The sequence below is a fragment of the Pacificibacter marinus genome, assembly GCF_018860665.1.
GTDB lineage: Bacteria > Pseudomonadota > Alphaproteobacteria > Rhodobacterales > Rhodobacteraceae > Celeribacter > Celeribacter marinus_A.
Genome location: NZ_JAHKPK010000042.1, coordinates 1 through 3388, shown reverse-complemented (window position 1 = coordinate 3388; position 3388 = coordinate 1). Strand labels below are relative to the sequence as shown.

At 50.8% G+C, this 3388-nt stretch carries 2 protein-coding genes; one reads left to right on the top strand and one right to left on the bottom strand.

The features are described 5' to 3' along the window. Positions 1–197: 197 nt before the first annotated feature. Entirely contained in the window at positions 198–638 is a 441-nt protein-coding gene (locus tag KO497_RS12735) for a DUF2946 family protein (RefSeq protein ID WP_215944356.1), read from the bottom strand. Positions 639–1018: 380 nt separating this feature from the next. On the opposite strand from KO497_RS12735, the gene KO497_RS12730 reads away from it, so the two are divergent. Next, positions 1019–3388, top strand: a 2370-nt coding sequence (locus tag KO497_RS12730) for a calcium-binding protein (protein ID WP_289846686.1), incomplete at its 3' end; no start/stop codon positions are given.

Sequence of the window (3388 nt, the reverse complement as noted above, 5' to 3'; positions counted from 1 at the left end):
GTTCTCCACTTGAGAGGTTTTCAATTAATTTGAATGAGACTCCTGTTCAGACACCCCTATTCTTTGTGAAATGGGACCTTGTCCGAAAAGGAAAGAATGACTTGTAAAGATGATATCTATGCGCGCACGGTTGATGTTGATGCAGACCAAAGATCTGTATCAAGAGAACCGAAGCGGGAACGAAGCATCTCTAATAATTAGATAAATTTCGGAGGCGCACGTGGTTGAAGTGGAGAGTGCTCGACAACAAGGGCGCGGCGCTGGTCAATAAACGTTGTGCGAAAAGGTGAAAACTCGGCAGGATTAACAAGCGTTTCCAGCCATGATTGCACCAAAACCAAAGATAACGTGACCGCAAGACAGTCCATTTGCTCCGAAGTCGTGTGATCGATGGGAGCCTTTTCTTGGATGTCTCCGTCAGCCGTCATCCAGACCTCAGTCGGACCGTTCGGCGTACACAGCACAAGCATCATGCCGTCATCCGCCGCAGATCGCATAAAACCTTGAGGAACTGTACCTGACAGAACCAATGCGACCAAAAGGATACAGAAAACCGCCGACCGGTGTGCGACAAAAGACAGAGCAGAGCCCAATAGGCTCTCGCAACAATGTCGTTTGTTCACAGTTTGATTCGACACGGTTCACGCCCCTCTCACGCGTTTGTTATCAAGAGGCAAATGGTCTGACAAATATTTACCGCGTCCAAAATCGGGCCCGAAATTCATATGATGCACATCACTTTGAGATCGCCTGACCGCATTGGCCTTATTTGGTGGGTTTTGGGCGACCACATATGTGTTCACAAACTGAACACGACAGCGTTCACGAGGCGATCTGTCGCAGACCTCAAGCGCGCACTGGCACTGGCGAACCTCATTTAAAACTCGCATTTTCTAACAATTTTAACTGGATGAATTGGACATAAACGCCTCATTTCTGCCTGATTCCAACAAGCCGCCGCTAAGGCTTTATCGCCAATATCACTGTGTGTGATGGCATTGAGTTTTGAGGTGGCTCCTTGGGGTATCTAAATTTTTTCGCGGACCATAGTTTTGAACTGGGCTTTATGGGCACAGACATTCGCGATATCTCCATGCTCGAAGTTGATGGAGAGATCTATATATATACGTCAACCTCTTTGGCTGGTGGCATCGTGTCCTACCGATTGTCCGAGGACAGCGTTCCTGAGCTGATTGACACTCAATCTCTCAATGGCGCATCAAATCTACCAGTCATGCATGGCGTCTCGGTCATCGCGTTGGACGGCCGAAATATCTTCTTATCGGGGTCATCCGGCAGTCACGAAATGACGGGATATGTATTGGCAGACGACGGGCGGATCGTACAACGCTTCACTGCTGATTGGGGCCCTGTAGACAACGGCGCGACTCACGTAGAATTCATGGAGGTCGACGGGCATACCTTTGTGGTGACGGCCAGCGAATATGGCGCAGGTATATCTGTATTTGAACTCACAGAAGAGGGCAGCACTTTAACCTTTGAAATTTCAAACGACAACTCAGGTGGTCTGAACACCGTTGCGTCAATGGACTGCGTGACACTCAACGGAAACACCTACGTAATCACAGCGTCTACCGAGCAAAATGAAATTCAAAGTTTTCAAATCGACTCGTCTGGAACATTAATACCTGTCAGTATGATCGGCGCCCTCAACGGCCTTGGTATCGAGGCCCCGACGGGCATGGAAATCGTAACGGTCAATGGCATGACGACGATCCTCGTGGCGTCGTCAGTGTCCGACAGCCTGTCAGTGTTACGCCTGTCGGATGACGGCACGCTGACTCCGATCGACCATGTGATCGACACGACGCATACACGGTTTGAAAACGTTGGTGAAATGAACGTCTTCACTGTTGATGATCATGTCTACGTTTTGGTCTCGGGCACCGATGACGGTCTCAGCCTCTTTACAGTTCTACCGAACGGGCGACTTCACCATCTGGAATCCTTGGAAAGGGATGGGACCAATGGGTTGAATTCCATATCCGCCATAGAAGTTGTGCAAGTGGTCGATGATCTACAAATCTTTATCGCCTCTGGAACCGGTGATGGTCTATTCCAGTTTGATTTCGCCACCTCAGAAATAGGCCGCACGCTCGTGGGCGCAGAGAGCACTGAAACACTCAATGGGACTGAAAAGGATGATGTGATATCCGCAGGCTTGGGCGACGACACCCTAAGGGGGAACGCGGGCGATGATATTCTCGTGGATGGCGCAGACGCCAACATCTTTTGGGGAGGATCCGGATCAGATACCTTTGTCATGGCCCCAGATGGCGGTGACATTGACACCGTGATGGATTTCGAACGTGGCAATGATATCTTGGACCTGACCACCTTTGGCATGCTATATTCTTCGGAACAAATTTCAGTTATTTCAACAAGTTACGGCGCCCTGGTAACATTCCGCGACGAAGTTTTCGAAATCCACTCCAACGATGGATATTCCTTAAATTCCAATGATCTGTTTGCAGAAAGCTTTCTGGGACCAGACAGACCTTACCTATCAGTTGTCAATGAATTGTACGGAACAGCGCAGTCCGATATTCTGTTAGGCGGGAACGCCTCAGACATCATTCATGGGTACTCTCATGCCGACACGCTCATGGGCGGAGTGGGCGATGACGTGTTGATCGGGGGCGATGGCGCGGATATTTTGGACGGCGGCGATGGCACAGATCTGGCGCAATACACCGATGCGACAGCAGGCATTACGGCTGATTTGCAATATTCCTACGCCAACACAGGTATCGCTGCAGGCGACACATATATCTCTATCGAAAATCTCTACGGCTCGTCTTTTGCCGACAGTTTGCGCGGCGATGCGGGCAACAACACCATCTCGGGTCACGATGGCAACGACCTGATCTATGGTCGCGCTGGCGATGACATATTGTACGGTATGAACGGCAACGATGTGCTGCTGGGCGGCGATGGCGCCGATTCTCTCGACGGCGGCGCGGGCTTGGATCGCGTTCAATATACCGATGCCAACGCTGGTGTGATTGCCGATTTACTCTACGCATATGCCAACACTGGCTTTGCGGAGGGGGATACATATAATTCCATCGAGCAACTCTACGGGTCCCTTCATAGCGACAGTTTGCGCGGCGACAACAGCAACAATGTGCTGTGGGGACATGACGGGAACGATGGCCTGCATGGGCGCGGCGGCAATGATAATTTATTTGGCATGGACGGTAACGATGTGCTGTTGGGCGGCGATGGTGGCGATATTTTGAACGGCGGCAATGGCATAGATCGCGCGCAATATACCGACGCGACTGCCGGCCTCATCGCTGATTTGCAAGTCGCCAGCAACAACACGGGATTTGCGGCGGGCGACACTTATGTTTCCATTGAGGAC